The sequence below is a fragment of the Actinosynnema sp. NPDC004786 genome (assembly GCF_053601135.1).
Map to the genome: position 1 here is coordinate 51138 of NZ_JBSGBG010000043.1, position 25600 is coordinate 76737.

The following is a 25600-nucleotide window of genomic DNA, read 5'->3' on the forward strand; positions in this document are numbered from 1 at the left end:
CACCGGGTACTGGTCGGTCGGGTACGTCACGACGCCTGCCCTCCCTGCCGGTCGAGGTAGTCGGTGGTTGGGCTCGGGGCGACGCGGACACCGTGGGACAAGACGGCGCCGGGTGTCACACCCGGAACCGAGCGCAGGAGCGGGACCTGCCTCACCGGTCCGGCGGCCGCCCGGGGCTGTGCTGGGCCGGCCGGTGTGCGCTCGCGGGTGGCGAGTTCGGTGGCGACCCGGTGGGCGAACCGGCCGAGCGCCGAATGCGCGGGGCCGCTGCGACCCCAGCGCAGCGTGTTCGGCCGTCCGCACAGCACGGCCGCGCCGTTCGGGTCGTCGGGCACGCGCCCCAGTGGTGGGACGCCGAGTTCGCGGGCGACCTCGGCGGTGGCATAGCCCTCACCGACCAGCAGCAACATCGGGTTCGGGCTCCAACCGCCGACCACGGGCAGCCGGCGCGGCAGGTGCGCGAGGTCGTCGGCGTGAGCTCGCGACAGCAGCACGACCGCGTCGGAGGAACGCACGATCGGCAAAGCGGGCGAGCCGGGGTCCACACGCCCGCAGTCGGCGATGACCACCGTGCCCGGCTGGTTGGCCGCCGCGCGCAGCACCCCGAGCCCGCCGGGCGGGTCGGGAGCCAAGGCCGCCAACGCCGCGCATGCCTGGTCGGCGTCGGGTGGGGCGGCGATCACCGCCAGCCCGCCGGGAAGCTGCTGGATGTGTCCCCATACCAGGTCGGCGTCGCCGCCCCGACGCGCGGCGGCGGCCAGGCTGACCAGGCCCGGGGTCGAGAAGAGCGAGAACCGCAGGCCGAGGTCGCCACCGGAAGGATCGGTCTCGACCACGAGTGCGCGCGCCGGTGCGGGCCATCGGGCGGCCAAGGCCACGGCCAGCGTGGTGGCGCCCGGTGAGCCTTTCAGCGACAGAACCGAGATCAACATCAGCGACCTCCAGCGGAGAGCATCACGATCGACAACTGACCGGCCGGCACCGCGGCGACCTGACGGGCGGCGGCCGCGGACAGCTGCACCGACACCACGGTGTTCTGGTCGTTCGCCGGGGTGGTCACGCTGGTCACCACAGCCGGCCAGACCATGCCGCCATCAGCGGGCGGACTGGTCGCGGTTCCGGCCTGGCCGGGCACGAACACCACCGACACCCGCGCTCCCGGACCGACCTCCCTGGGGACTTGGCCAGGTTTGAGCACGAGGGCGGCGATGGCCTGCCCAGTGGCCGGGAGCGCGGCGGCGCCGACGGCGTCCGGGGTCAGCAGCGCGCCGGCCGACAGGCTGGTGGCCATGGGCCTGCCGACCACGGTGGCCACCTGGTCCGCGCCGACGACAGCGACACCGGGGTCGACCGCGACGTTGACCTGCCGCAGATCCTGCGTGGTCAGCACGTGCCCGACCGGCACGCCGCGGGCCAGCGCGAGCACGGCCTGCCGGTCTCCGGAGTTCAGCGAGATCAGCACGAAGCCACCCACGCACGTCAGGACAAGCAGCACGCCGAGCAGCAGGTACGGCACGCTTCGACGGCGCCCGGTGGTGCGCGACCGCGAGGCGGAAGGTTTCTTCCTGTCGTTGATCCAGGGGCCGTTGGCCGCGTTCGTGGCTCGGTCGATGTCGGGCCGGGTCGTGATGTTGGTGCTCACGTCGGTACCTCCAAAAGGGCATGGGGTGGTGCGCCGCGTCGCCAGAGGACCGTCAGCGAGCGGAACAGGTGGTCATCGCTTTGTTGGCTGGGAGGTGATGCCTCACGAGGAGGCGGTGGCGCTGGTCAGCCGCCGCCGTTGTTGAGCGCCTGCGACTCCGCCACGCGGAAGGTCGCGTTGCCCGTCGTGGTCATGTCCCGGAATGTCCCGCCCTGACCCGCACCGGACCAGGTCACCGTCCAGTGCACGGTCGCCGCCACCGGGTACGCCTGCCCGGACTGGCTCGCCGACGATCGGCGATAGACGTGGCCGCAGTCCGGGGACGGCACCTTCGGGTCTGTTCCCGCCTTGTAGGGCGTTCCGGCACCGGTACACGTCACAGTCGAGCCGTCACCCATCGACCAGAACACCGACATCGGCTTGGCGGTCGCCGTCACCGACACACCCGGCACCGATGCCGTCGCCGAGACTTCGCTCCAACCACCCGACAACCACAACCACGTCGGCAGGTTCACCAACTGCACACCGGCCGGACTGGCCGCGATCGACACCGACGGCAGGCGCAAACGGTTGCGCGCGATTTGTGCCACCTGCTCCGGTGACGACGGCCGAGTACCGCCCTCGGCAACCCACACCGGCCCGTGGGACAACGGATCCTTGCCGTCCGGTGAGCACAACACCATGAACCAACCGCCGGGTTCCTGGGTCTGCCCATCGGACGCCTGGTAGTCCACCGGTTTGTAGGTGCAGTCCACGAACGGATCCTCGCTGACGCCTGAAGTGTGCTCGCTGCTCGAAGAGCTACCGGTCTGCACTCCACTGCCCGGTCTGTGGCTGTTGCCAGCGGCGAGATCGCAGACCGGTGCGGGTGCCTCGTTACAGGCCACGTTGCCCCAAGGTTCCGCGGAGGCGGGCGCCGCACCCGCGAGGAGCCCCAGCGCCACAACGGTGGTAGTCCGCGTCAGCATGTCCCCACCTCGTGCACGCCGAACTCGACGACCTTCCACGTGCCGTCCGCCTGCTTCTCCACGATGGCGTCGATGTGCCGCCTGCCGCCAGGCTCGTCCGCAGGCTGGCCGCTGTCGGCGTAGTGGCTGGTCCAGTTCGTCGAGTCACCGCAATCGGTGACGACGACCTTGGTCGGTGCCTGCGCCGGTTCGGCCGACGACACCGAGGGGTTCAGGACCGGCTGACCGCGGGAGACCACGCCTCGGTAGTGGTCGCCGTACAACCCGCGGCTCAACGTCGTCAACGCCGTACCGGTCGCGTACTCGGCCAGCTTCGGCGACCGCCAGTCCGACGTGGTCGCGGCCTCGGCGAAGCTCAGCCACATACCACGGTAGGCGTCCATCGCGCGCTTCCCGGCTTCCGAGCTCGGGTTGGGTGCCGGTGTGGACGCCTCGGGGAGGGCAGAGCCGCCCACACCGGCCGGGTCGCCCGACTGCGCGGGCGAGGCGGATTCCGACGGACCGCATGCTGTCACCACGATCAAGGCGACCAGCGCCGTGGCAGTGCTGTGGAAGATCTGCATGTCCGTCCTCAGGTCGTGGTCACGGTGACGAATCGGGAAGCACATCGCAGTCCACCCGGATGAGAAGTGATCAGGGCAGCACGAGGACGATGAGCGTCGCCCCGACGATCGCCGGGCCGAACGCGAGGCGATCCCCCGCCTCCAGCCGCCCGGTGGCGGTCAGGAAGACGCCCGCCGCAGCGGCCAGAACCAGCGCGAGCACGATGCCGCGCACCACGTGCGCCCAGCCGATCCAGCCGAGGTACAGCGCGGCGGTTCCCAGCAGCCTGACGTCGCCACCGCCCAACGAAGCCGGGGCGGCGACTGCCGCTGCCAGCGTGCCGCCGAAGACCACCGCCGCAGCCCCGAGTGCCCGGAGCAACGAGGTCATCTCGTCCCGAGCCAGGGCAAGGCAAGAGAGATTCACGATTCCACCGATGAACATTGCGCCGACGAGCCGGGTCGGCAGCCGATGGCAAATCCAGTCGATGAGCATGAGCGGCACTCCGGTCACGACGAACCACACTAGGGTGAGCAGGTCCGCGGTTCCGGCGAAGCGATAGGCGAGCACGGCTGTCCCAGCCCCAAGAACGAAGCCTGCCGCGAATCCTTCTCGCGTTAGCGGCCTCCTCCAGCCCTGCGGAAGAACCACGGACTCGGGACCACTCAGCCAGGCCGCGAGCCACACCATGGAACTTCCGCCGACCAGCCCGAACGACGCCCAGAGCATGCCGAGGGACATCGCCACCGCCTTCCTGTGCGAACTGTGACCACACCGACACAAGTAGTCGTTCGAATGGTCGAATCTTCACCTGAACAGGGAGTACCGACACTCGACCTGCCCCACGGTTCACGAAGTCGGACATATCCTCAGCTCCTCCGAGCAACCACCGGAAGATCGCCGGTGCAAGCTCAGTGTCGGGACGGGCCAGGGGCGGGAACAAGGGGGAAGGTGTATTCGAATGAACGGAATAGCGAATACAGGACATGCGACACCGGTTCCCGTGCGCACGTTCGGCGAGGAGTTGCGCAGGCTCCGCGGCACGATGACCGTGCGACGGCTCGCCGAGCTGAGCCACTTCAGCTCCGGCCACATCAGCAACGTCGAGAACGGCACGAAACCCCCGACGGAGGAGTTCGCCAAGGCGTGCGACCTCGCCCTGAACGCAAACGGAACGCTGCTCGCCCTGTTCGCGCGCACGTCCGCCCGACCCAGCCACCACAAGTTCGCGCGTCCGGCTCAACTACCTCCGTCGCCGCGGTTGGTCGGCCGCGCCGCCGTCTTGGAGGCGCTCGACCGTGAACTCCGGCGTCCGCCGGAGACGGCCTCGGCGACCGTGATCGCGTTGGAGGGCCAGGCGGGCGTGGGGAAAACCACGCTGGCCGTTGCGTGGGCGCACCGGATCAAGAGCGCCTTCCCCGACGGCGTCTTCTACGTCGACCTGCGCGGCTACTCCTCGGACGGGGATCCGGTCGACACCCGGGAGGTGCTGGAAGACATCCTCAAGGCCCTCGGTGTCTCACCGGAGGCGATGCCCGCCACCCTGGAACGGCGGTCCGCCGCGCTGAGGTCCATGCTCGACGGCACCCGCACCATGCTGGTGCTGGACAACGCGGCGCGCGGTGAGCAGGTGCGGTCCTTGATCCCGGCCGCTCCCGGCTGCCTGGTGCTGGTGACGAGCAGGCAGCGCCTCTCCGCGCTGGCCGTGCGGCACGAGGCGCGTTGCGTGAGCGTCGAGCCGTTCGAGCAGCACGACGCCTTGGCGTTGCTCCGCGAGGTGGTCGGGTCCGCCCGGGTCGACGCGGAACTGCACGCCGCCGAGCAGATCGTCCGGTTGTGCGGCGGTCTCCCGCTGGCCGTGCGCGTCGCGGCCGAGCGGATCGCCGCGAGCCGGCACCTGACCCTGACGGGTTTGGCCGAGGACCTGTCGGCCGTGGATCAGCGTCTCAACGTGCTCTCGCCCGCTGATGTCGACGGTGCGGTGCGAGCGGTGTTCTCCTGGTCGTTCCGCGCGCTCGAACCGGACGCGGCACGGATGTTTCGGCTGTTGAGCCTGCACCCCGGTCGGGAGTTCGGCATCGACTCGGCATCGGTGCTCACGGGCTACGCGCCGGCCACGGCCTCCCGTCTGCTCGACCAGCTTGTCGGCGTGCACCTCCTCCACGAGGTGGGACACCACCGGTTCGCTTTTCACGACCTCCTGCGCGACTACGCGACCGAGCTGGCCGCCGCCGAGCCGACCGAGGAATCCGCCGGGCACTCCCGGCGGCTGCTGCAGTGGTACCTCGCGACGGCCGCGGCCGCGAACCTGGCGATGTCGCCCAACCGACCGCAGGTCCAGGTGACCGTCACCGTGGAGCCGAGCGGCCCGCCCGCGTTCGCGACGTCCAACGACGCGCTCCGATGGTGTGAAGCGGAGCTCGCCAACCTCGCCGCGACGGTCCAGCACGCGGTCACGATCGGCGCGCACACCGTGGCCTTCGGCCTGCCGATGGTGCTCACCGACTACCTCTACTGGCGCAACCCGTGGAGCACCTGGATGGTGCCGCTGCGGGCGAGCCTGGACGCGGCACGCGAGCACGGTGACCTCACCGCACAAGGCTGGATCCTCAACAACCTCGGCAACGCGCACCTCAAGCAACACAGCCCCGACGAGGCGATGTCGTGCTTCGCGGAGGCGTTGGAGATTCGGCAGCGGCTCGACGACCGCAGCGGGCAGATCTGGAGCCACACCGGCGTTGGCCGAGCGCACCAGGCCAGAGACGAACACGAGGACGCGGCAGCGCACTACCGGCTGGCCCAGGCGATCTGCGTCGAGCTGGGCGACCGGTGGTCATGGGCCATCACCAACTCGTACCTCGCGGACGCCCACCGCGCCCTCGGCGACCACCGGCTCGCCCTCGAACAGCTCGACCTGTCGGTCGCGGCCCTTCGAGACCTGGGCGACCGCCAAGCCGAGAGCTGCGCGCTCGACAAGATCAGCGACGCCCACCGCGACCAAGGCGACCTGGTGAGCGCGCTCGACTACCTCGAACAAGCCCACACCGCGAGCACCTTCGCCGCCGACCGCTGGGGACGTGCCGCGCTGCTGCGAAAGGTCGGTGATGTCAACTTCGAGATCGGCGATACCGTCGCGGCCGCCGGGGCGTGGGAAGAAGCGCTACAACTGTTCGAAGCGCTCGGCGACTCCCGCACCGCGGCGATCCGCGCCCAACTGGCCGCGTTGGAGAGGGAGACCGCCCCGGTCCCACGGCGAGCGAGCTGACATGGAGGAGTGCACTGGTGCCCGACCCGACGGACTCGCTCTACTTCGACCCGACCAGCCGCTGGTTCACCGACCATCCGTCACCGGGAAGTGTCGCCGTCCCCGAGCTGGACGGCTCGTTGTCGATCGCCGAGCCCGTGCTGGCGTGGGCCGCACAGGACTTCGGCGGGTCCGTCCACCACCGGCCGAGCGCCGTCGCCAGACCCGGAACACCCGACGATATCGGCGTGATCCTCCGGTTCGCCCGCACACACGACCTCCATGTGGTTCCTCGGGCGGAAGGTCATTCGACGGCGGGCCAGGCCCAGACCTCCGGCGGGATCGTGCTGGACATGCGCGGCCTCGACACCATCCACGAGGTGACCGAGAACCACGTGGTGGTCGACGCCGGCGCGCGGTGGAACACGGTCGTGGACACCACCCTGCCGCACGGGGTCGCTCCCCCGGTGCTGACCGACTACCTGGAGCTGTCCGTGGGCGGCACGTTGTCCGTCGGCGGCATCAGCGGGGCCAGCCACCACTTCGGCGCGCAGACCGACAACGTCCTCGCACTTGACGCCTACACCCCCGACGGCACGCCCGTCACCTGCTCCCCCACCGCCAACCCCGACCTGTTCGACGCGCTGCGCGCCGGACGCGGCCGCCACGGCGTCATCGTGAGAGCCACCTTGCGCGTCATCCCCGTGTACACCCACGCCCGCTTCCACCGCCTGCGCTACGACCGCCTCGACACATTCCTCGCCGACCAGCGCACCCTCATGACCCAGCGCCGCTTCGACCACCTCGAAGGCCAGGCCAAACCCGACCCCGCCGGGACGTGGACCTACTACATCGACGCCACCACCTACTACACGCCACCCACGATCCCCACCGAAGAGCAGCTGCTGCACGGGCTCGCGGATGAGCGGCACGCCATCGAGGTCACGGACCTGGCCTACGGCGGGTTCCAGAACCGCCTGGCCGAGGACGTCGCACTGCTCCGCCGACTCGGCCCCTGGCAGCACCCCCACCCCTGGAGCAACCTGCTCCTCCCCGACCACACCGCCGAGCACCTCATCACGCAAACCCTCACCCAACTCACACCCGACGACCTCGGCGACACCGGCGTCGTACTCATCTACCCAGTGCCACGCGACCGCTTCCACACACCACGGTTCACCCTCCCCGACACACCCATCGCGTTCCTCTTCGCCCTCCTACGAGCCGCACCGCCCGACGAACCGACCGAACTACGCCGGATGATCGACTTGAACGACGAACTCCACGAACGCGCCGTCTCCTCCGGCGCAACCGTCTACCTCGGCCGACTGCGATCCTGACCTGGGGGTCGCATTCCGAAATCCTTCGTATTCGAATGGCGACAACTCCTGCCGAACCACGGGCGACCACCCGATGCTGGGTTCACCAAACCCGTCTTCGCAGGAGGCGACCGCATGATCAAGACCCGCTCGGACAGCGACCAACTCCGTCGCATCGTCATTCTTACCGCCACGGTCCTGGGCACCCTGCTCAACACGTCCCCATCCGAGGCCCACACAACCCCACGATCGGAAGGCTGCGGATTCCGCCACGTCAACCCCGACCACCACAACGGCGCGACATCCCTCTACACCCACTGCGCCGACTCGTTCATCCTCATCCGCGTCGACACCACCCACGACAGCTACCACAGGTGCCTAGGCCCCTGGGGATCCGTCCGCTTCTACCCCAGCAGCCAGGTCACCAACGCCTACTACGTCCCGATCAAGCCAAGACTGCTGACCACATCCGACGGCCGCCAAATCTGCTCGGTGAACCAACCACCCGTCTGAACCGCACCACGACCAGCAGGACAGCATTTCCGGATTGATGGGCGCACGTCAACCACTGGTCTTCGGCCTTCGGAGTTCTCGAACCTCGAAGGCCGAAGATCAGTGATACAGCACCAAGCTTGAACTGGCGCTCGGCCTCATGTGGGCGATGTACCGACTGTGATCCGTTGCCATTCACGGCAAAGTGGGAAAGCGCAGCACTCGAACCGCCCGCGCCGGAACGGTGTTTGCACCTGCCGGTAGCCGTCCCGCGACTCCAGGGGGCAAATAGGGGCAAAGCGCCACCTGCAGCTTGCTTGCCCCCGTTCGCGTGGGGTAGCCTCGCCACCCTTCGCGACGGATAAGTTGTGCGGGCCGGGCAGGTACGTCGCGGACGGGCACCGCTGCTCGGTGGTCCGTTTGGTGGCCCGTTCGGTGGCCCGACTTGCGGTGCAAGCCGCCGCAAGTCGAGCTTGACGGGGCGGACCGGATCGCGGCCTTGGATCAGTAAGCCGATAGCCGCAGTGTCGGTGCGGATCGTCCGTGCTGGAGCCTCGGACGAAGGTTGCGCCACTTCGTGCAGGTTTGCGAGCGTTACTCGGTTGCGTCGGTGAAGTCCGCGTCAATTCGGACATACGCTCCGTACCGGGTGATCCCGTCGATGCGGAGACCCGGCGACAGTGACGCGGGCGTCGTCGGCGACACGGAAGGATCTGTCGACGTGACATACGTCGTTAGGTGGTCGACGAGGTTTTCGCGCAGGAACGGCTCGGCGGTGGCGGCGCTGCCCGCGAGGAGCAGTGAGCGGACTCCGCCGGTGTACAGCGCGGCCAACAGGTTGCCGGGCTCGTCGTCGGACGTTGTTTTCGGCAGGCTGAACGCGACGTGACCGTGGCCATCGGGAATACCTTCGGTGACGTGGCCGTGGTCGTCGAGCACGGCGTCGACGGACGTGCGGTGGTGGGCGAGCAGCGCGTCGTCCGGCGCTTCGGGCCAGCCGGATTGGTGGATCTCATGCAGCCACGTGACGTGCGGCCGGCGGAATCGCAGACCGTACAGCCATGGTCGGAGGACCAGTCTGGCGGTGTCGGCCAGGAGGCCGACCTCGACATCCACTCCGGCCGCACCCAGACGTGCGGCGCCGCCTTCCTCGCGGGAGGTGGGGTCGATCACCGCGATGACGGTTCTCATGATGCCCGCGTCGAGGAGTGCTAGGTGGCATGGTGGGGTCAGGCCGTGGTGGTTGCAGGGTTCGAGGGTGACCACCGCTGTGCCGCCGCGGGCGCGGTCGCCTGCTGCAGCGAGTGCGTGGACTTCGGCATGGGCTTCGCCTTTGCGTTCGTGGTAACCCTCGCCGACAATGTTTCCGGCCCGGTCGAGGATCACACAGCCGACGGGTGGGTTGGGGCTGGTACGGCCCAACCCGAAAGCGGATAGGGCGATGGCGCGCCGCATCGCGCTAACTTCGTTCGCCGACCCGGTCACAGGTCACCACCCAACGCCAGCTTGGCGCGAAACGCAGCCACTGGCGACAGGTCGTCATGGTCGACCAGTCGCTGGGCGACGAGGCGCAGCTCGTTCTCGGTCCTTATCGACCCCGATCCACGGGCGATGTCCAGAGCCTCCTCCGCCAGGTGCGCCGCTTGTTCGGGCTCGCCAGCCGCTGCGGCGGCCATAGCGAACCGTCCGAGGGCGACCCCACGATCGCGTCGGTAAACCGGGGGCAACGTCGGAAGAACCGCGTCGAACAGATCGAGTGCTTTGCGCGAGTTCTGCAGGATCAGCCAGCAGTGCGCCCGCTGGAGCTCCAGGTATGTGGAGGTGCAGAACGACCCGTGTCCGCCACGCGCGTCCCCCATCGTATCCAATGCAGCCCACCCGTGCGCTCGGTCCAGCGCACGGTGGGCGGCGACAGCATCGCCGTCAAGCGCATGTCCATGAGCTTCCTGCTGGGCGATGGCCGCGCGCATTGGGGCGGGAAGCATGGCACCGTCACGGCTTGCCGCCTGTGCCATGCCGATCACCCGGGCGGTGTCTCCGTTGGTCGTCGCCTGTTGGCTGCGACGGAACAGTGTCCATGCCAACATGAGGCGGTCGTCGGCCTCATATGACCACTCCATCGCACGATCGGTCCAGTAAGTCGCGAGGCGATCCTCACCGGCGTCCTCGTGTAGCCACGCCGCCGACTCGGCGTATTGCGCCGCCAACCGCACCGTCTCACGACGAACTACACCTCTGGCCGACCGGGCCAGGTCCATGACCAGTCGCAAGTGTTCGTGAACGGATCTGAGCGCGAAGCGAGGGCCGAACAGGTTGTCGGTCTTGACCAGGAGGTGCCATTGCTCGCGGAGATGGCTGAGCACATCTGAAAAATCACCCACCGACAATCCCGTTGGCATAGAGAACTTACCAACCGATGTTGTTCCGGCCGAGTCGGCATGTCCGATCGAACTTCCGTCGGCTGCGGCTGTGCCTCTCCGCAGACCGTATCGGGCACGACGTTCTTGCTCGCGGAGGGCAAGGAGGTCGCCACCAGCGTCGAGGGCGTGGTCAATGGCTTTGACGAGTTCGAGCGAGGGCAGGTTGTGGTCGGGGCGTTCGGCCAGGGAGATGTATTGGCGGGTGTAGCCGATGCGTTGGGCGAGTTGCGGCTGGCTCAGGCCCGCTTCGGTGCGTCGCTTCTTGATCTCGTGGGCGAGCCGGGTCGCAGCGGAAGGTGCTTCCTCGAAGGCGCTGTCTTCGGTCAAGGTCGACTCCGCTGTACCAGGTGGCAGACGTAGGGCAATCGGGGGGCAAATCCGCAGCAGGTTGATTTGCCCCCTCCCCGGAGCTTAGCCGGTCTGGGTCCAATGGTCCCAGGGTGATTCGGGTGATCCTGGGAGGTGGATGTCATGCGACCGTTGGACCGTGGTAAACACGGAGGCGGGTCGGGTGTGCGGTTGCTCGGCACGGCGGAGCGGGCTGGTTTGAGGCCCGAGTTGGCGGAGGTCGTGGAGTACCGCAAGTCGGGGTTGAGTCTGAACTGGATCGTCGGGTGTCCGTTGGACTGCGGGTATTGCGTGCGGCATCTGTTCGGCAACTTCGGCATGAAGGTGCCGCGGGCCTTGACCGGCGATGAGGAGGCGGTGGAGTTGTTGACCGGTCACCGGTTCTTCCACCCGCACGTGACGCCGGTCCAGTTGCTCAACCGGGCGACCGACCCGATGCTGCCCGCGGTCAAGCCGCACCTGTTGCGCGTCATGCGGATGCTGGACGACCGGGGGCTGACCAACCACGTGCTGGTGATCACCCGATGGCGGGTGGAGCCGGAGGACTGCGTCGAACTCAACGCGCTGCGCAACCTGAAGGTGACATTGCTGGTCACCCATTCAGGCATCGACGATCCCCGGATCGAGCCGGTGGACTCCGTGATCGCGGCGCGGTCGCTGCGCACGGCGTTCGAGCACGCCGACCGCTATCGGGTGGTGTTGTACTGGCGGCCGATCGTGCCCGGTCTCAACGACACCGACGCCCACCTCGACCACGCTCTCGATCTGGGCCGGTCCGCGCACGCCACGGTGTTCACGGGCCTGTTCTACCGCGGCGCGATCCGCGACTACTACCGCGCCCACGGCCTGCCCGAACCCTACGAGGAGGGTGCGCGGCGCAAGGTGTTCCCCGAGCGGTTGGAGCGGCGGATCCTCACCGCCGCCGCGCGCCGCCCCGACGCCCCGGTGCTGTTCCGCAAGACGTCCTGCGCGCTCGCCTACGCGCACGGGGTGGCGGACTACAACGGCCATTACGGCATCCGTGAGCTGTGCGACATCTGTCCGATCACCCAACTCGAGCTGTGCGCGCGGCAGTGGGGTCCGCCGCGACCGGACGCGGTGGCCGCGATGGCGCAGGAACTCGGGGGACGGCTGGTCGCGGTCACCGACCGGGCGGTGGTGGTGGACGGGCTGGACGAGCAGGCCCGCTACCTGATGCAGCACCTGTTCCGGTTTCAGGTGCACGACGTGACCAAGCCCCACCACCCGGGCCGGCACGGGCGTGCCGATCTGGGCTGGCCCACCACCGTGGAGGCACCGTGACCACCCCACCCCCCATCACCCCGGACCGTGTCACCCCACACCACGCTCCCGCGCCGTCCGGCGCGTCGTGGCCGCCGGTGTTGGACGGCCACCCGCTGGTGGTGGTCGACGTGGAGGGCAACGGCGGGCAGCCGCCGCAGATCGTGGAAGTCGCCCTGCTGGTGGTGGACGGACCGGTCACCGGCCGGGACCTGCGCAGCTGGCTGGTGCGCCCGTCCGTTCCGATCACGCCGTTCGCCCGCCGGATCCACGGCATCGGCGACGACGATGTCGAACGCAAACCCCGCTGGCACGGCGTCTCGCACGAGATCCTGCCGTCCCTGACCGGCCGGGTCCTGGTCGCGCACAACGCGAGCACCGACTACCGGGTTCTTCGCGCGCATCTGCCCGGCTGGCGGCCGCCCCTGGTACTGGACACCCTCAAGCTCGCCCGACACGTCCGGCCCGACCTGCCCAGCCACGGCCTGGACAAGCTGGTCGCCCACCTCGGGCTGGACACCACCGGCGTCGCCGGACAGCGCCCGCACCGCGCCGGTTACGACACCTGGTGCGCCTGGCAACTCTTCCTCACCCTGGTCGGAGAGTCGGGACTGGACTGGGACGGCCTGGTCCGCGTCGCAGCGCTCCCCGGCTTCCAACCCGGCAACACCCCGGACACCACAGAAGCCGCGGAGGGGTTGTGGTGAGCGGCGCGGTGGAAAAGCCGGTGGTCGTCGCGGTACTGGGCACCCACTCGACCGGCAAGAGCTCCTTCCTCGCCCGACTCACCCACGAGCTGCGCCGCGAACAAATCCAGGTCTCCACGGTCGCCGACCTGGGCGAGCAGGCCCAACGCGTCGGACTGCCGATCCTGCACAACCACACCTGGGCCTCGACGTTGTGGATCATCACCAGGGGCATCAGCAACGAACTCGAAGCCTGGCTGCACGCCGACGTAGTCCTGGTCGACCGCGCCGTTCCCGACGCCTTGGGCTACTACCGCGCCGCCCTGGCCCACCGCGGCGAACAACCCGACCCACGGATCCAGGCACGACTGGAAACCCTCGTCCGCGACCACAGCACCCACTACGACCTGCTCTACCGCACCACCCTCGACCCCGACATCCCCTTGGGCGACAACAAACACCGCGACCCCGACCAAACCTTCAGACAACTGGCCGACCACCACGTCGCCGCGGTCCTTCACGACCTGGCCCTGCCCCACCGACTCCTGCCCTCCGACGGCCACGACCACGCACTCCACGACACCCTGCACTTCGTCATGCGCCGACTCTCCGACCCCGCAACCGCTTCCGCCGAACAGTCCGCATCGTCGTCGTAACCACCACCCGCGATCACTGGGAGCTCGTCATGGCCCGTCACCGGCAAGGGCACGCCGTTCTGCGGCTGCTCATCCGCATGGGATGGCAACACGACCCCGCGTCGTGGACTGTTCGGTGCCGCGACCGACACAGCCGACGGGCACGCCTACGCGTCCACGTGGCCACGACCGGCGTTTCCATCGACGGGATTCCCACCGACCAGGTGGTCTTGACGCCGCTCGAAGTCGGACGACTCCGCGCGGCCCTCAGACAGGCGCTTCTCGCGTTCGACCGGCTCGCGGACTGCGACACGCGACTCCGGCACAACACGGCTACGACACCGGCGACCGCCGCCGAGCCGTCGACTCGCGCACGAGTCCGCCTCTCGCGGAGACCCACGGTGTCGGCGATTCGGGCACGGCTCGCCGAACCTCCGGCCCCCTGCGGGCAGGAGGTGGATTACGAGCGGCTCCCCACCAGACCGCGACGGTTCGCTGCCTGAGCCGTCCCCAAATCGATCGCCGACCGGTCCGGCCTCCGACGGCATGCGCACGCCCACGTCGCCATCGCACGGCACCGATGCCGGACAGCCGGTCGCGCCGCAGACCACTGCCACTCGAACCCGTTCTCGGCAACGCATTCCCCAAAGCCACGACACCGCATCCCTACCAGACGGCGCATCACCACCATGACGACACACCCCCGAGACGCCACACGCTGGAAAGAACCGATCGGCACCGGCCCATTACCCGGCCGGCCCGGCTAACGCGCAACACCTCACCCGAGCCGAGCAAGGACATCCACGATCGGCACGCCGTGGGTGCCGCATCGGCATCGGCCATCAAGGGCGACGGTCTCAGCCCTACTGATCGAGAGAATCCTCGTTTTCCGCGTCTACCGCCGGAAATCCGCCAACGCGAACATCAAGGCAGCACATGAAGAACCGCAGTGATCAACCGCCGACCACCGGTCCCCGCCACCCGGTGGTGATCCGGTGAAGGGCACACCCACGTTGCGGGGCCGCCTGCTCGGCCTCGAACTGCGCCAGGCCCGTGAGGCCGCGAATCTGGCCGTCACCGAGCTCGCCGCCCAGGCCCAATGGCCTCCGGGCAGGGTGCGACAGCTCGAAGCCGGTGTGAGCGAATCCTGGCCGGCCGACCTCATCCCGTACAGGACCGTGGTCGGGCACCGTTGGAACCGGCTCGCCGACCTGGCCCAGCGAGTAGACGAGCCGGAGATGTGGTGCGAATGGGGAACCGAAGCGGACAGCGTTCTCGACGTGCTCTTCCAGGACGCGGAACGGATCGACCTCTTCGCGCCGCTGGGAATTCACCCGGCTCTGCGGCGCCCCGCAGCCCGGTGCACCGCCTACGTCCTGGACTGCGCCGTCGTCGACAATGCCAACGTCACGGTCCGCGTCATCCCGCAGGACGCGGGAGCGTATCCCGGCATCGACTACCACCCCCTGACCTACTTCCGCCTGCCGGATGGCCCCGCCGTCGTTCTCTACGCATACCTGCACGCGGCGCAGTTCACCCAGGAGACACCGCATCTGCTCCAGGCGTACACGCTGTTCGAGCGGCTCGACGAGTTCGTTGTCGCGATGGACGAGCGATGACCGGCCCATCTGCGCCGGGCTCCCGCGTCGGCGACCTGCGACCAGGTCACGTGTGCATCGTGAACGCACACAGCGTGGGCGTGCACGGAGCCGGGCGACCTGGTCGACCTGGCGTGTCGGTGACGCAACACCGCAATCGTCGCGACGGCCGAGAACCCGACTCGTCATCGTCGCATCGGCACAGCGTGCGTCCTTACCGGACCGATGGGCGGTCCCGGTTTCGCCAGGCACGGCCAGATCGCGGCGTTCTGCGTGACCGGATGCCCCACTCCGTCCTCGTGAGGACCTGTCGCGGGCCACGCTCCGCCGATCCAGACGTCCACGCGCGCCTGGAGTCCCACCTCGCCCGATCCACCGCCCACCTCCCTTCCCAACTCCACCCGGCCGCCGGCACACGTGGAGATCGCTGCCTTCGAATGCGACGAGAAACAACGCCGGTGACGAGCGTGTCAACCCGTGTCGCTCGTGTTGCACGACTTTGAATGAGGAGAGCATGAACACCGAGGAAAAGCAGCAGTCCGTCCGGTTGAGCAGCGCGCGCAGCCGGGAGTTGGGAGCGGAGCTACGCATCGCCCGTCGGCGGGCCGGACTGTCCTCCAGTGAGACGGCGGAAGCCATGAACTGGTCGTTGGGCAAGCTGTCCAAGCTGGAGACCGGCAGTCGCGGGACCAGCACCGCGGACATCGCCACGCTGTTGGGCCGGTACGGGACGGACAAGCCGACCCGTGAGCGGATCGTCGCGATCGCGGCCGAGCCGGACACCGGTAGCTTTCTGCGGCGGCACGACGGAGCGCCGGATGAGCTGGTGGCGTTGTCGGTGCACGAGTCGATCGCCCGAACCCTCGCCGCCTACGAACCCATGGTCGTTCCGGCCCTGTTGCAGACCGAGGACTATGCCGCAGCCCTGACCGGCAGCCCGGAGACCGCCCAGGCCCGGATGCGTCGCCAACAGCGGCTGCGGCGGTCCGGCGAGCCGAAGTCGGTGTACTTCCTGCACGAGATCGCGCTGCAACTGCCGGTGGGCACGCCGCAGGTGATGCACGAGCAGATGTTGCACCTGACCCTGATGTCCGGCTGGCGCGACACCTGTGTCCGCGTTGTTCCCCGAACCCTTGGTCTGCACCCGGCACTACGCCTGCCCGCCACCCTGCTGACCCTCGACGACCCGCTCCCGCCCGTGGTGTACGCCGAGACCGACACGGTGACCGTGTTCCACGACGACCGTCCGATCGTGAACGCGTACCGGGACAAGCTGCACCGACTCGACCGGCTCGCTCTCGACGTCGAGCAGTCACGCGCGACGTTGACCCGATGGGCCGCCGTCTACGAACGCCAGGCCGCCTGACCCGGACCGGAACCGCCGACTGTCGCGGGCCGCGTGGACTTCCACGGTCCGCACGAGGACGGTCGTACCGTTGTAGCGCAAAGGGACACCATGCCGAACACCATCCGACTCAAAGGCGACGTCTTCGTCAAGGCCGCCAGGCTGGCGGGCTTCTCGTCCGACTACGGGCTGGCCAAGGCGATGGACGTCAATCGCTCGACCGTGGCGCGAGTGCTCGCGGGCGAGCTGCAGCCTGGCCCCGCGTTCATCGGCGGGGCCCTCACCGCACTGGCTCCCATGGGCTTCGTGGACCTGTTCGAGATCGTGCCCGTCACTCCGACATCGAAGTCGGCATAATGATCCCCTGCCCACGGAACGCCGCGGCCAAGGTGCTGCGCGACATCAGAACCACCCAACGGGCACCCGACTGGATCGCTGACCATTCCAAGCTGGTGCTCGACCTCGTGCACACCGCGATCGCCGACAATCACGCGGAGACGGCGACGGAGTTGCTGGTCGAACTGTGGCGGCTGCTCCCGGACGATGTCGGCGAGGAAGCGTCGCGGCACCTGCACGAGAGCGCGGTCGCGCTCGCGCAGGCGCTGCCCACCTCGCTACGGCTCGCCCGGGCATTCCGTCTTGGCGCGGGCAGGCTGCGTACCCGAGGAATGTACCGGCTGGCCGCCGCCCAGGGCATGTACGAACTCGCCATCCACCGCCTGCGCGACGACGACCCCGATGCCGCCGCATCTGCCCTGCTCGACCTGGCCACGACGTACCGGGCACAGGGCCGCATGCACAAGGTGATCGGCTGCGCCGACGAAGCCCTGGAAACCTACGGCCTTCACCGTGACACCCCGGGGTTCGCCCGAACCCTGTACCACCTCGGCAGGATCATGATCGACATCGAACGGTACGACTCGGCGCTCACCTACCTCGCCCGCGCGGCCACCGCCTATGGGAACCTGGCCGACACAGCGGCCCTGCCGCTGTGTCGTGCCGTACTCAGCCGAGCCCACCGCCTCCGCGGCGAAGCCCGGGCCGCCGACCGCCACCTCAACCGCGCACTCGCCCTGGTCGTCGGCACCGACGACGCCACGGCCGAACTGGTACGCGGGCTCGCGGCGGACACGCGCCAGCCGGCTGACGGGATGGTGTGACGTGATCCGCCGCCGGCATCAGGTGCCGTACCCTGTCCAGCCGAGGCTGCTGTCGGCCGCCTCGAGGCATTGCGCAGCGTGCCAGCAGGGTCAGCGTGACAGCGGGCGACGCCGATCATCTGGTGACCGAGCACACCGCGGTCGCTTTCCGACGCGTCCGGTGGCAGCGGCGACGCACCCACACCGGCCGACCTCACGGCCGTACGCGAGATCCCCACGGGCGCCGAGGCTAAAGGCAACGGAACACCCGATTCCGATACTCCCCGAGTATGTGCGGACGGAGGGTTCGCGCAGCCTTCCGGTGGCCGACCTGCGGGAACGTGATCCAGGGCCCTGACACCTCGGTAAGTCGACGCCATCCGCAAGCCGCAGATATGCGGACCGTCTGATTCGCCCGACCGGTTCGCGGCGCGCTGTGACGCGAGTACGCGATTCGGTGGCACCCGTTTGAATGACGGAGTTGGCCATGGGTCAAACTGTCTGTTCTACTGGTCAATCCAGGCAATCGACTCACCGGGGGCCGCCGTGAGCGTCCACAATGGAGGGATTACCGGGATCGACAGCGTTCTGGCGTCGGTCGACGACCGGTTTCCCACTCGCCGACGACTACATCCGACGTCTCGCCCGACATCCGATCACGTCGCCTTCCGTTCCTTCGGGCTCCGGTTCCTCCACGAGACCCAGGCGGCGGACCGGCCGACGTATCGGTACTCGCATGAACTGCAAGTGGTGGTGCACGACGACCCGCGACCGCACGTGGTACTGGCCGGCACGTCCAGCGGCGGCACCGACGGGCCCACCGGGGACGAGGAGATGGACTTCCACCAGCCAGATGATGACGAGTCACGGTGACGGTACTGGTCATCAGCGGTGACTCCGATCCCACGGTCAACCGCGTCGTGCTCGAGCTGCGCGACCGCGGGGTATCGGTCTTCCGGTGTGACGTCGGATGGTTTCCCACCGACTTGTCACTGGACGCCGTGCTCGACGGGGACCGGTGGCGCGGGTCGTTGACAACGCCGCACCGGACCGTCGATCTCGACACCATCAGGTCCGTGCTGTTCCGCAGCCCGACCGGCTTCAGCTTCGACGCCGGGCTGTCCGCCGCCGAATTGCGGCACGTACGACTGGAGGCCCGATTGGGGCTCGGCGGGGTGCTGGCGTCGCTGCCCGTGCCGTGGTGCAACCATCCAGCCCGACAGGCCGACGCCGGGTACAAGCCCTGGCAGTTGGCGGTGGCCGCACGGTGCGGCTTCTCGGTGCCCGCCACGGCGGTGACCAACGACCCGAAGGCGGTCCACCGGTTCACCGCCGACCATCCGCGTGTGGTGAACAAGGTGCTCGGCGTCAACCGAATGGACGACGGGCCGGTCACGAGGATCGCCTACACCCGCTTCCTGGAGTCGTCCGACCTGACCGACCTCACCGGGGTCGAGACCACGGCACACCTGTTCCAGGAATGGGTCGAGAAGTCCTTCGAAGTGCGTCTGGTCGCCGTGGGCGCCGCACTGTTCGCGGTGGCGATCCACGCGCACAGCACGGCCGCCCGCGTCGACTGGCGCAGCGACTACGGTGCGCTCTCCTACTCGGTGATCAACCCGCCCCGCGAGGTCGTCGCCTCGGTCGGGCGCTTCCTGAACGAACTCGGGCTCACGTTCGCGGCGTTCGACTTCGTCGTTGCACAGGACGGTTCGTGGCGATTCCTCGAAGCCAACCCCGCGGGCCAGTTCGGCTGGCTGGAGGACGCCGTGGGCGTGCCGGTCAGCGCCGCCATCGCCGAGTTGTTGGCCAGGCCGGCATGACCCCCGACATCTCCCGGCAGTCCGTCCACGCGGCCGGTGACAGCAACGTCCTGCAGGCCGGCCGGGACATCGTCACGATCCACAACACCCCACGATCGCCGCAGGCGGACCTGTCGAGATGGGTGTCGGTCGAACCGCCCTGGAACCGACTCGACCACCACGTGCGCGGCCGCAGCGGTCTGGTGGACCGCTTGACGCGGATGACCTCCGACGGAACCGGTCGGACGATCGTGTTGCACGGCGGCGGTGGCTTCGGCAAGACGACCCTGGCGCTGCACTTCGCCCGGCGGATGCGCGATCGCGGCCTGGTCGTGTGGTGGGTGTCGGCCCACGACGAGGACGGCGTGGCCGCCGGTATGAGGGAAGTGTGCTCGCGCGTGGGCGTGTCGCTGGAACACATCCAGGCCGCCTGGGCCGGTCAGACGTCGGCACCGGACCTGCTGTGGAGCAACCTCGTCGACTTCCCCCGCCCCTGGCTGCTCGTGCTGGACAACGCCGACGACCCCGAACTCCTGCTCTCCACCCGCTCCACCCCAACGGAGGGGCCCAGCTGGCTTCGCACCACGGAGGGCGGAAACGGATCGGTCCTGGTTACCAGCCGCGACGGGCGCAGACAGGCATGGGGACCGCACGCGTCGCTGTTGCCGGTCCCGACGCTGGACCCCGACGACGGGGCACGTGTGCTGCTCGACCTGACCGGCCGCGACACCGGCGAGTTCGCCGCGGCCAGGGCCGTCGCCGACCGCCTGGGCGGCCTTCCACTGGCCCTTCGACTGGCCGGCCTGCATTCGGCGCGCATGGCCGCCGCGCCGCCACTGCCCGGTCTGAAAACCGTCCGGAACTTCGACGACTACCTGGCCGCGCTCGACGACCACTTCATCACCGCCGTCGAGGCCGCATCACCGCACCCTCCCGAACGCAGAGAGCCCCGAGAGTTGATCACCGAAACCTGGGAACTGTCCTTGGAAGCCCTCCGGCAACGCGGACACGCCGACGCACGCACACTACTGCGCCTGCTGTCCTGTTTCGCGGACAGCCCGATCCCCTATCGGCTACTGGACGCCCGGGTCATGGCGACCTCTCCGCTGTTCACCGGCATCACACCGGACAAGCTCCTGACCCTGCTGCAAGCCCTCACCGACCTGGGACTCATCGAGCAGACCCCGGGATCGGACCGGTCGCGGACACCGCAGGCGACCGGGTTGGTGCTGCACCCGGTGATACGGGAAAGCAACCGTCACCACCGCGACGTCGTGGCCAACCTGGTCGAGTACGCCGCGGTCACCACGGCACTGCTGGACTCCGCCACCCGCGACCTGGACTACGAGGACTCCACGACCTGGGCACAGTGGCAGACACTGGCACCACACTGCGCCAGTCCGCTACGGCTGTGGGAGGAAGCGGGCACCGACGCCCCCGGACACACCGACCACCTCCGCATCGCGGCCCGCAGCGTCTACCGGTGCGGACGATTCCTCTACCAGTGCGGTTCCTATTCCCGAGCCGAACACGAGCTGACCGCGGCCCTGGAACCGCAGCACAAGATCCTCGGCGACGACCACCCCGACACCCTCCGGACCCGCGTCACCCTGGCCTCGGTCCTCACCACCGAGGGCAAATTCGACGCCGCCGAAGCCGAGTTCCACACGACGCTGGCCATCCAGACGACACTCCTGGGCGAAACACATCCCGACACCCTGGACACCCGCAGCAGACTCGCCGTGGCGCTACGCGCACGCGACCGCCTCGACGAGGCCGAAGCGGAGTTCCGCGCCGTCCTGCACCACCAGGTGACCATCCTCGGCGCCGAGCACCGACAGACCCTCGACACCCGCAACCGTCTCGCCCACCTCATGCACCTGCAAGGCCGAGTCGCGGAAGCGGAAGCGGAATTCCGCGCCGTGCTGGCCGCCCGGGAAACCGTACTCGGCAGACACCACATCAACACCCTGGACTCACGCAGCGAACTGGCCTCACTGCTCCACGTCCGAGGAGACCTCGCCGCCGCCGAGACCGAATACCACCGACTGCTCGCCGACGAACGCGAAGCCCTGGGCGAGGAACACCCCAAGACCCTGATCGCCTACAGCCACCTGGTCATGCTGCGCCACGACCAGCACAAGCTCGACGGCCTCCAACGGCTCTACGAGGACGTCCTGGACAAGCAGAAACGCGTACTCGGCCCCACCCACATCCACACCCTCGCCACCCGACACCGCCTGGCGAAACTCCACTTCGAAACCGCACAACTCGAGACGGCCTCACGGGAATTCGACGACGTACTCCGCGAGAAAACCGAAGTCCTCGGCGAACACCACCACGCCACACTCATCACCCGCGAATACCGCGCCCTCACCCTCGCCGCCCTCGGCAACACCCGAACCGCCATCGACGAACTCGAGGCCCTGCTCGCCATCCGGCTCCGCACCACGGGACCGGCACACCCCCTCACCTCCGCAACACAAGCCAACCTGGATTCGATCAAGAACGCGCCCAGACCGAAAGCAGCGAAGCCCACGTCGGGACACGGACACAACCCGTCGCACCCGAGCGACTCGGAACCCACAGCCCCGGCCCCTCCCGACACCGCCTGAGAGTCCTGACGTCGGATCCCGGCTCCTGGCCCACGACGATCGCCGGCGCGAAGCGGACAACACACGACCACGGGCAGCATGGACCGGTGGAGATCAGCCGGCGGGGCCCGGTCCGGCGACGGCCCGGTAGTCGCGAGGCCGATGCGCAAACTCAAGGCTCCCGGCATCGGAGAGCGCGGGTACCACTCTGCGCTGGAAAGTGGTACCCGCGGAGTCGCTGCCGCTAGGCGGAGGAGTCAACCCGCCTACTCCAGGTCGCGCTCCGAGGACCCCATGGTGACCTTGCCCGGATCGGTCAAGCCGCTGACGCCCTCCCCGGTTTCACCGCCCGCCCGGTGCGTTTGGATGCGGCACAGGAGCACCACCTGGCCAGGTGCGCTCGCACCTCCACCGACTCCGGGTGACGATGAATACCCGCCGGTGCCGGAGGTGGTTGAGGTGGGACATACGGCCGCTGTTCCCGATGACCTGCCGATCATCGCGCCGATGCTGACCACCCTCGGCGAACCGCCGACAGATCCCGGGTGGGCGGTGGAGTTCAAGTGGGACGGCTACCGCGGTGTGGCGTACTGCCACGGCGGCCGGGTGCGAATGCTCAGCCGCAACAAGTCGGAGCTGATCGACCGGTTCCCGGAGCTGCGCGTGCTGCCGGACCTGCTGCACGGACGCACCGTCGTACTCGACGGCGAGATCGTCGCCCTCGGGCCCGACCGGCGCCCCGACTTCGGGATGCTCCAGCGCCGCACCCGCAGCACCGTCGGTGGCCGAGCACTGCGCGTCGCACCCGTCGCCTACTACGTGTTCGACCTCCTCGTCCTCGACGGACGCTCGACACGGCACCTGCCCTACCACGAACGGCGGGCCATGCTCACCGCGCTGCGACTGCCCGGCGAACACCCGATCCAGGTCCCACCGAGCTTCCCCGACACCGAACCCGCGACGATCCTCCGCGTCGCCGGGCAACACGGCCTCGAAGGCATCGTCAGCAAACGCGCCACCTCCCGCTACGAGCCGGGCCGACGATCACCGGCGTGGATCAAGACACCACTGCGACAGACCCACGAGGTCGTCGTCGGCGGACGGAAGCCGGGCCAGGGCCGGCGCGCGGGCACGGTCGGGTCGCTGCTGCTGGGCGCGTACGACGAGACCGGCTTGGTCTACGTCGGCCACGTCGGCCACGTCGGCACCGGCTTCACCGACAAGGCCTTGGCCGACATGCAGCGCCGACTGGACACGCTCCGGCGCACCACCAGCCCGTTCAGCGTGCCGGTGCCGCGTGAGTTCGCCCTCGACGCGCGGTGGGTCGAGCCGCTGCTGGTCGGCGAGGTCGAGTTCCGGCACTGGACCACCGACCACCGGCTCCGCCACCCGTCCTGGCGCGGCCTGCGCGACGACCTCGATCCGGTGGACGTCCACCACCCCGACCGCTGACCACGTCAACCGCGCGTGGCGGCCCCGGTGCGTGATCCAACTTCACGTGGGATCGAACGCTTGTGCGATGATCGTGGAGCGGTTCTTCCCCGACCGTCGTGTACCCCGCCTGTGAGGGCGGGGGTCGTCGGTGATCGAGGGGTTGGTCGCATGGAGCGGCGCGATTACGAGCGGATGGTCGACCGGTTCCGCCGGTTGGTGGAGCCATTGCCGGCCTGGCGTCGAGGAGCACGACGGAACGCCGACGCTGGTGGACGCCCTGTACGGGGGTGGTCTGCTGCTTCGGGTGGACGGCCGCTGGAACCCCTACCTGGTGCGGTACTTCGAGGCCGTCGACAAGGACCGCCTGCTGGCGCTCGTCGCGTTGCTGGAGGTCGTACCGCCGGACGGACCGGCGCACCGGGCCGGGGTGGAGTTCCTGAGGTCCCTTCGGCTCACCGACGAACCCGACTCCTCGCCCTGACGAACCGATAGCCCTGTAAACGGCCCCGGTGAACGTGGTCATCGACGGATAAGGACGAAGTGGGGCGGCGTGCAGCGACCTCGAGGGCTTCGCGCAGCATGCCGCACCGCACTGTCTCGTCCGACCGCACCACCGGCGACATCCGAGCACCGGTGCCAGCCGGGGACGTTCCGTCGCATACGGTGGCGGGCCATGAAATCGGCCGGAACGCGCGGCTCCGACGCTCCCCTGCGGATCACACGGCTGGCGGCCATGTCCATCGCCGGTCAACATGACGGCTGTGAACAACCCTTACATCGATGCCGCCCAGGCCGAGAAGGACTACTTCAGGTATGCCGATGATCTCGGCGCATCTTCCGAACATGCCGATCGGGTCCTGCGGCAGACCATTCACGACTCCAGCCAAGGAGAAGCCGCCGACCCGTATGAGCTCGCCCGGCTCCAGCTCACCGCCGATCTGTATCAAACCCCCGTTGACCGGTCTTGAGGCTGCTGAATTCGTGGGCTGCTGTTCAGACGATGTCGAGTTGGGGCGCGGCGGATGCGGCCTGTGCCGTTCGAGTCCGGGCCTGGACGTCGGCCAGGCTGGGAACGCACACAGCTGTCGCGGCACGGTGACTTCGTCTGTTCGGTGGTGTTGACGGCAAAGGTCTCCGTCAATCGGCCGTGGAGGCGCTCGTCCTGAGGTGCCCGTGCCGAGTGCCGTGCCGTCCCGTCCGCGGTGGCGCCGAAGGTATCGCCGTCCGCCCGCGGCGCAGTACCGCGAGTTGCCGGTCGTTCAGGGGTGCCCAGCGACTGCCAAGGAGCAGTGTCGTCGCAGGGCTCGTAGGCGGAGAGTCGACCTCCACGACGACACAGGACTGGAGGTACGACCGGCTCGCCTCCGACAGGAAGCACGACTCGGACGGTTTCGCGCGACGGTGGACCAACCGTTTCAGGGCGGCGTCCACGGAAGCTTCGGAACGGCCACCGACAGGCAACGGCCACTCCTTTGGGTGATCTTTTTGTGTCCGCCGAGCCGAGGGCCTGGCGGCGCGTTACCGGCCTGTCGAAGGGCAACAGGCAAGGTACGGGGCGCGTACCCGCAATTCTGCGAGTTCGTTCCGGGACCCGATTCGCCACTGACGTGCACGAACACGGGTTCGAACCTCTTCCCAGGCGTGCACCCGCAGATGCACGCGCACCCGACATCCCGAGATGATCTTGAAGTGGCGAAATTGACCACTTGCAGTGTTTTGCTCTGGTAGCGCACTCTTCCGCCATGAGCCAGTCACCATCGCCCCACGGCAAGTGGGTAGAGCCGTCGGAGACCGATGGCCTACCCGAGGCACTACGGGGAATGCGGGCGTATATGCCGCGCCCACTGCCGTCCGACGTCATTGTGCCCACCAAGACCCATCGTGTGCAGGCGATGGCCGAACACAGCCTCGGCGAACTGAACGAGAGCACACGGCGTCTGCCCCGCAGCTCACTGTTCGCGCTGTGTACCCGCCTACGGGAAGTGCAGAACTCCGCGCAGCTGTCCGGCACGAGCCTGGGCTTGTCGGAGGTCTGGACGACCAAGCTGCTGTTGGACCGCGCCGCCGAGGGTGTCGGCACGCAGGAGGAGGTGCTGGAGCAACACGAGGC

At 68.6% G+C, this 25600-nt stretch carries 24 protein-coding genes; 17 read left to right on the forward strand and 7 right to left on the reverse strand.

Features of this window, described 5'->3' with window-relative positions:
* Positions 1-26: 26 nt before the first annotated feature.
* The 5 genes from ACWEFJ_RS30755 to ACWEFJ_RS30775 form a co-directional block, all read right to left on the reverse strand.
* Positions 27-932, reverse strand: coding sequence for a chromosome partitioning protein (locus ACWEFJ_RS30755; RefSeq protein WP_449715869.1), 906 nt, complete (start codon positions 930-932; stop codon positions 27-29).
* Positions 932-1642, reverse strand: coding sequence for an SAF domain-containing protein (locus ACWEFJ_RS30760; RefSeq protein ID WP_449715870.1), 711 nt, complete (start codon positions 1640-1642; stop codon positions 932-934). Before ACWEFJ_RS30760 ends, ACWEFJ_RS30755 begins: the two co-directional genes overlap by 1 nt.
* Before the next feature lie 125 nt (positions 1643-1767).
* Complete coding sequence (locus ACWEFJ_RS30765; RefSeq protein WP_449715871.1) at positions 1768-2397, reverse strand: hypothetical protein; 630 nt, start codon at positions 2395-2397, stop codon at positions 1768-1770.
* A gap of 206 nt (positions 2398-2603) precedes the next feature.
* On the reverse strand, positions 2604-2993 hold the full coding sequence (locus ACWEFJ_RS30770) for a hypothetical protein (protein WP_449715872.1): 390 nt from the start codon (positions 2991-2993) through the stop codon (positions 2604-2606).
* 250 nt (positions 2994-3243) lie between these two features.
* The gene (locus tag ACWEFJ_RS30775) at positions 3244-3900 is read right to left on the reverse strand and encodes a prepilin peptidase (protein WP_449715873.1); all 657 of its coding nucleotides are present in this window, start codon (positions 3898-3900) and stop codon (positions 3244-3246) included.
* A 214-nt stretch (positions 3901-4114) separates the two neighbouring features.
* Between ACWEFJ_RS30775 and ACWEFJ_RS30780 the strand changes: the two genes are divergently transcribed.
* The 3 genes from ACWEFJ_RS30780 (at position 4115) to ACWEFJ_RS30790 (ending at position 8229) form a co-directional block, all read left to right on the forward strand.
* Positions 4115-6418 (forward strand): tetratricopeptide repeat protein, encoded by a 2304-nt coding sequence (locus ACWEFJ_RS30780; RefSeq protein ID WP_449715874.1) that lies wholly within the window; start codon positions 4115-4117, stop codon positions 6416-6418.
* Positions 6419-6435: 17 nt separating this feature from the next.
* Positions 6436-7737 carry an FAD-binding protein gene (locus ACWEFJ_RS30785; RefSeq protein ID WP_449715875.1) on the forward strand — a complete coding sequence of 434 codons (1302 nt, stop codon included), beginning with the start codon at positions 6436-6438 and terminating at the stop codon, positions 7735-7737.
* A 114-nt stretch (positions 7738-7851) separates the two neighbouring features.
* On the forward strand, positions 7852-8229 hold the full coding sequence (locus tag ACWEFJ_RS30790) for a DUF6355 family natural product biosynthesis protein (protein WP_449715876.1): 378 nt from the start codon (positions 7852-7854) through the stop codon (positions 8227-8229).
* A 573-nt stretch (positions 8230-8802) separates the two neighbouring features.
* Here the strand turns inward: ACWEFJ_RS30790 and ribD are convergent.
* Together ribD and ACWEFJ_RS30800 are read right to left on the reverse strand one after the other, a co-directional pair.
* A complete protein-coding gene (gene ribD, locus ACWEFJ_RS30795) occupies positions 8803-9663 on the reverse strand; it encodes a bifunctional diaminohydroxyphosphoribosylaminopyrimidine deaminase/5-amino-6-(5-phosphoribosylamino)uracil reductase RibD (protein ID WP_449715877.1) in 861 nt (286 codons plus the stop codon).
* A 26-nt stretch (positions 9664-9689) separates the two neighbouring features.
* Positions 9690-10955, reverse strand: a complete 1266-nt coding sequence (locus ACWEFJ_RS30800) for a helix-turn-helix transcriptional regulator (RefSeq protein WP_449715878.1) — start codon at positions 10953-10955, stop codon at positions 9690-9692.
* A gap of 219 nt (positions 10956-11174) precedes the next feature.
* On the opposite strand from ACWEFJ_RS30800, the gene ACWEFJ_RS30805 reads away from it, so the two are divergent.
* From ACWEFJ_RS30805 to ACWEFJ_RS30870, 14 genes are all read left to right on the forward strand, one after another.
* Entirely contained in the window at positions 11175-12278 is a 1104-nt protein-coding gene (locus ACWEFJ_RS30805; RefSeq protein ID WP_449715879.1) for a radical SAM protein, read from the forward strand.
* Positions 12275-12964, forward strand: coding sequence for a 3'-5' exonuclease (locus tag ACWEFJ_RS30810; protein WP_449715880.1), 690 nt, complete (start codon positions 12275-12277; stop codon positions 12962-12964). The genes ACWEFJ_RS30805 and ACWEFJ_RS30810 overlap by 4 nt, the downstream gene beginning before the upstream one ends.
* Entirely contained in the window at positions 12961-13599 is a 639-nt protein-coding gene (locus ACWEFJ_RS30815; protein WP_449715881.1) for an AAA family ATPase, read from the forward strand. Before ACWEFJ_RS30810 ends, ACWEFJ_RS30815 begins: the two co-directional genes overlap by 4 nt.
* Positions 13600-14573: 974 nt before the next feature.
* A complete protein-coding gene (locus ACWEFJ_RS30820; protein WP_449715882.1) occupies positions 14574-15197 on the forward strand; it encodes a Scr1 family TA system antitoxin-like transcriptional regulator in 624 nt (207 codons plus the stop codon).
* A gap of 493 nt (positions 15198-15690) precedes the next feature.
* Positions 15691-16542 carry a helix-turn-helix domain-containing protein gene (locus ACWEFJ_RS30825; protein ID WP_449715883.1) on the forward strand — a complete coding sequence of 284 codons (852 nt, stop codon included), beginning with the start codon at positions 15691-15693 and terminating at the stop codon, positions 16540-16542.
* A gap of 90 nt (positions 16543-16632) precedes the next feature.
* Positions 16633-16878, forward strand: a complete 246-nt coding sequence (locus ACWEFJ_RS30830) for a transcriptional regulator (RefSeq protein WP_449715884.1) — start codon at positions 16633-16635, stop codon at positions 16876-16878.
* Between the two features lie 32 nt (positions 16879-16910).
* Entirely contained in the window at positions 16911-17681 is a 771-nt protein-coding gene (locus ACWEFJ_RS30835; RefSeq protein ID WP_449715885.1) for a hypothetical protein, read from the forward strand.
* A gap of 525 nt (positions 17682-18206) precedes the next feature.
* Complete coding sequence (locus tag ACWEFJ_RS30840) at positions 18207-18533, forward strand: hypothetical protein (RefSeq protein WP_449715886.1); 327 nt, start codon at positions 18207-18209, stop codon at positions 18531-18533.
* Positions 18530-19483 carry an ATP-grasp ribosomal peptide maturase gene (gene tgmB, locus ACWEFJ_RS30845; RefSeq protein ID WP_449715887.1) on the forward strand — a complete coding sequence of 318 codons (954 nt, stop codon included), beginning with the start codon at positions 18530-18532 and terminating at the stop codon, positions 19481-19483. Before ACWEFJ_RS30840 ends, tgmB begins: the two co-directional genes overlap by 4 nt.
* Entirely contained in the window at positions 19480-22077 is a 2598-nt protein-coding gene (fxsT, locus tag ACWEFJ_RS30850) for an FxSxx-COOH system tetratricopeptide repeat protein (RefSeq protein ID WP_449715888.1), read from the forward strand. Before tgmB ends, fxsT begins: the two co-directional genes overlap by 4 nt.
* 486 nt (positions 22078-22563) lie before the next feature.
* A complete protein-coding gene (gene ligD, locus ACWEFJ_RS30855; protein WP_449715889.1) occupies positions 22564-23508 on the forward strand; it encodes a non-homologous end-joining DNA ligase in 945 nt (314 codons plus the stop codon).
* Positions 23509-23758: 250 nt separating this feature from the next.
* Positions 23759-23971, forward strand: a complete 213-nt coding sequence (locus ACWEFJ_RS30860) for a hypothetical protein (protein WP_449715890.1) — start codon at positions 23759-23761, stop codon at positions 23969-23971.
* 280 nt (positions 23972-24251) lie between these two features.
* Complete coding sequence (locus ACWEFJ_RS30865) at positions 24252-24458, forward strand: hypothetical protein (RefSeq protein WP_449715891.1); 207 nt, start codon at positions 24252-24254, stop codon at positions 24456-24458.
* A 924-nt stretch (positions 24459-25382) separates the two neighbouring features.
* Positions 25383-25600, forward strand: a 218-nt coding sequence (locus ACWEFJ_RS30870; RefSeq protein ID WP_449715892.1) for a Fic/DOC family N-terminal domain-containing protein, incomplete at its 3' end; no start/stop codon positions are given.

Excerpts from the sequence above, each read along its gene's own strand:
- ACWEFJ_RS30755 (WP_449715869.1), bottom strand. The coding sequence starts at position 932 with ATGTTGATCTCGGTTCTGTCGCTGAAAGGCTCACCGGGCGCCACCACG.
- ACWEFJ_RS30770 (WP_449715872.1), bottom strand. The coding sequence starts at position 2,993 with ATGGACGCCTACCGTGGTATGTGGCTGAGCTTCGCCGAGGCCGCGACC.
- ACWEFJ_RS30780 (WP_449715874.1), top strand. The coding sequence starts at position 4,115 with ATGAACGGAATAGCGAATACAGGACATGCGACACCGGTTCCCGTGCGC.
- ACWEFJ_RS30790 (WP_449715876.1), top strand. The coding sequence starts at position 7,852 with ATGATCAAGACCCGCTCGGACAGCGACCAACTCCGTCGCATCGTCATT.
- ribD (WP_449715877.1), bottom strand. The coding sequence starts at position 9,663 with ATGCGGCGCGCCATCGCCCTATCCGCTTTCGGGTTGGGCCGTACCAGC.
- ACWEFJ_RS30825 (WP_449715883.1), top strand. The coding sequence starts at position 15,691 with ATGAACACCGAGGAAAAGCAGCAGTCCGTCCGGTTGAGCAGCGCGCGC.
- ACWEFJ_RS30830 (WP_449715884.1), top strand. The coding sequence starts at position 16,633 with ATGCCGAACACCATCCGACTCAAAGGCGACGTCTTCGTCAAGGCCGCC.
- fxsT (WP_449715888.1), top strand. The coding sequence starts at position 19,480 with ATGACCCCCGACATCTCCCGGCAGTCCGTCCACGCGGCCGGTGACAGC.
- ligD (WP_449715889.1), top strand. The coding sequence starts at position 22,564 with ATGCTGACCACCCTCGGCGAACCGCCGACAGATCCCGGGTGGGCGGTG.